Origin of the sequence: Microcoleus sp. N9_A1 (assembly GCF_036701795.1) — a bacterium.
GTDB lineage: Bacteria > Cyanobacteriota > Cyanobacteriia > Cyanobacteriales > Microcoleaceae > Microcoleus.
The window spans coordinates 1-3,404 of record NZ_JAUBRI010000158.1; the positions used below are offsets into that span (position 1 = coordinate 1).

General features: G+C 41.6%; 4 protein-coding genes. 3 read left to right on the forward strand and 1 reads right to left on the reverse strand.

Translation table 11 applies throughout. From position 1 onward, the window contains the following. From iscB to QUA58_RS31700, 3 genes are all read left to right on the forward strand, one after another. Positions 1–1,378, forward strand: a 1,378-nt coding sequence (gene iscB, locus QUA58_RS31000; RefSeq protein WP_333397963.1) for an RNA-guided endonuclease IscB, incomplete at its 5' end; no start/stop codon positions are given. Positions 1,379–1,731: 353 nt separating this feature from the next. Next, entirely contained in the window at positions 1,732–2,067 is a 336-nt protein-coding gene (locus tag QUA58_RS31005) for a hypothetical protein (RefSeq protein WP_333397965.1), read from the forward strand. Between the two features lie 41 nt (positions 2,068–2,108). Next, entirely contained in the window at positions 2,109–2,291 is a 183-nt protein-coding gene (locus QUA58_RS31700; RefSeq protein WP_445301918.1) for an HNH endonuclease, read from the forward strand. A gap of 350 nt (positions 2,292–2,641) precedes the next feature. Here the strand turns inward: QUA58_RS31700 and QUA58_RS31010 are convergent. After that, on the reverse strand, positions 2,642–3,404 hold a 763-nt coding region (locus QUA58_RS31010), incomplete at its 5' end, for an ISAzo13 family transposase (protein ID WP_333397966.1).

Here is a 3,404-nt window from a genome sequence, read left to right on the forward strand (position 1 = left end):
TGAGCGCAGTGAGTTGGAAACTCTCATGCTGCGTTCTCAGGGGAGGGGAGAGCGGCGACGCTCGAACCTTACCCGACAGGGGGATACGGCGACGTATGCCCTCTTACCCGACTTGAAGCAAAAGTCGATCGAGCGACCAAAACCATTAAGAATTAAGATTGACCCCGGTGCAAAATTTACTGGTTTAGCTCTGGTGTCAGACACGAACATCGTTTGGGCTGCTGAACTAGAGCATCGTGGCTTTGCCATCAGAGAGGCTTTAACCAGCAGAAGACAGCAACGCCGAAGCCGTCGTCACCGTAAGACCCGATATCGTTCGCCAAGATTTCTTAATCGTCGTCGTCAAAAAGGCTGGCTCCCACCAAGTCTCATGTCCCGTGTTCTGAACATTCAGACATGGGTGAGCCGTCTCTGTAAACTTGCCCCAGTTTCTGCAATTAGTCAGGAATTAGTTAAATTTGATATCCAGAAAATGATGAACCCTGAGATTACTGGGACAGAATATCAACGCGGTGAGTTATTGGGCTATGAAATCAGGCAATATCTGTTGGAAAAATTCAAGCATACCTGTGTGTATTGCCAAGCAACAGATAAGCCTTTTAACTTAGACCATTTTCATCCGAAATCAAAAGGTGGTAGCGATCGAGTCAGCAACTTGGTTTTGTCATGTGTGGGCTGCAATGAAGCTAAGAGCAATAAACTACCTGCTGAATTTTTGAGCGATCGTCCTCACCTTCTTCTCAAGCTTAACAAACAGCGGAAGCAACCTTTAGCCGATGCTGCTGCTGTTAATGCTACTCGATGGAAGTTAAAGCAGGTTCTTGAGTCCAGCAATTTACCTATTGAGTTAGGCTCTGGTGGATTGACTAAATACAACCGTCAGCGTCTGAACATCACTAAAAGTCATTGGACAGATGCTGCTTGTGTTGGAACTTCTACGCCAAATAGCCTAAATATTACAGGTTATCAACCGTTGATAATCAAAGCAATGGGGCGAGGCGATCGACAAATGACTAAACCTGACAAATATGGTTTTCCTCGCACTTCTCCAAAACTCAGGCAGAAAGCGTTTTTTGGTTTCCAAACTGGGGATATTGTTAAGGCTGTAGTTACCAAAGGAAAGAAAATCGGCACTTATATTGGCAGAGTTGCTGTTCGGAAAACTGGTAGTTTCAATATCAAAACCAATACCGATACTATTCAAGGAATTAGTTACAAGTATTGTCGTCATTTACATAAATCTGACGGCTATGCTTACAGTTTCGGTGAAATTATCAGCCAAAAAATCAGCCAGCCCAAGTTAAAACCCGAGCCAGAAGCAAAGCCTAAAATGCTTCGCTTTAAAGGTTTTGAGGGACAACAGGTAAGTTTGTTCTAGCACAAAGAGGAAAGTAGTTTATATGCTGGCTGCTTTCCTCTCATCACTAATATTTGTCTAGTGAGAGTATCCATCAGCTATTTTTCCGATGATTGGAGCGAGTATCATCTGCAAATTACCAAATGGCCAAAAACTACATCAATTGAGATTGTAGTAATGAGTGGCGATCAAGGATATGACTCTGAGAGCCGATGGTCACGTTCCGAAGTACATCGGCTAACCAAACTGCCTCATGCAGAATTTGAGGCACAAAGAGATCAACTAATTGAGAAAATCCTCAAATTAGCAAATGAACAATTTGGGCATCTAACACTTTAAAAGCGCATATCTGGGTCGCTCCCAGAACTCTTATCATGTACGACAAGAGCAAGATAACGCTAGGCAAAACCATTAAAAATGCTCGACAACAGCACGGTTTTAGCCAGACAGACTTGTGTAAATTGCTGATTATGCCGTCAGACAATTTTCAGACGATCGACCGCTGCCTGCTCTCAAAAATAGAAAATAACCGAGTCGATGTGCGATCGAGTGAGTATGACTGGCTGATATCCAGAATTGCTGGAATATTTGCCCTCGATGTTGTTTGGCTTGAAGAAATCCGTCAGCAAACCGAAGTCGAACCTTTCGATTTCAGCAAAGTGCTAGCCGTATTTCCCGTTTACTTCAACGAGAAAACCTATGAACTATAAAACAGTGTATCTGCATCGGGTGGTGGCAGAACAAAGCATCAATCGTAAGCTCAGACGGGCGTGAAGTTGTTCATCACCTGGACGAGGACATATCTAATAACTCGCCCGAAAACCTGGTGATTTGTTCTAGTCCTTCTGTTCACGGACGATACCATGTCCGCTCTCTGCGACAGAAACTTGAAGTCGAGCGAACTCTGATTAAAGTAGGCGATTTGTGGCTTTAAATCAACAGCTTGCTCAAATAAGTTATTCCAGTTCCAGTAAACCATTTTGGGTATTTCCATAAAAAGACAACACATCGTTCTGACCGTCACAACAGCTTGGACCCTCGTAACAGCTTTGACCAGTCCTTTGTTTACTGGCGTTCCAGGGAGTGAAACTGGACAAACCGAAGTTGACCAATATCGGGCGTGAATACGATGAAGAGTCCTATCCGATCGGCATTCAAATTGAAGAACTAGAAGGCAACCGCCAAAAGTCACAGTAATTCTTCAGTAATGCTTCGCTGTAAGGTAGTGTTGTTTCTTTCAATGCTATGAACTTAGGAATGAAAATTTAATAACTTTAGCGTCTGCTAAATAGTCGGAACTGCACGATAATTCCATTTTGGTAGATATTCATCAAAAATAATTTTCATTGTTTCTTTAAATCCCTTAGCTACTTTTCGACCAGTTTCATAAATTTTATCGCTCACATTTACTACCACAGAAAGCCCGGTTTTAGTATGAGTTTTTGCCATGAGTTTTTTCACTAACTCAACACTGGTAAAAATTACTCCTTGACAGGCTCTGGTTACGTGAGGAAACAAACGATGTTCAATCGGATTATATTTCGATGTATAGGGAGGATAGTGTGCGATTCTAATTTCTATTCCTAGCTCGTCAACTAACTTTTGTAAATCTGATTTAAAGATATGATGATTAGAATTATTACTGCCACCTCCATCGCATTTTATTAAAATTGAATCGGCTTGAGGATAGATAAATTTTCCGTAATTGACCCACCATAATTTAATCGATTCACAAGCAAATTCACTCGTGTCTTTACTGGTTCCCAGGTTTAAATATCCTCGGTTATGTTGCAGATCATAAATTCCATGAGGTACTACTTTTCCTTCAGCCAAACTCCAAAAATCATGGTCAAATGTCGTAATAGCTTCCGTAGTATATAGACTTCCTGCTCGATATAGATTTCCAATAAATTCCTTCTTTTTCGTGTCCATACTAACAATCGGATTTCCTTGCAACTCATACTCTGCGGTAATTCTGGCAAGATTTTCAAATTGTTCATTACGATTCTTGGTTACTCCGGTTGTTTGTTTTTTTTGAGCTTTGCGT

Coding starts and splice junctions, on each gene's coding strand:
- QUA58_RS31005 (WP_333397965.1), top strand. CDS start 1,732: ATGTACGACAAGAGCAAGATAACGCTAGGCAAAACCATTAAAAATGCT.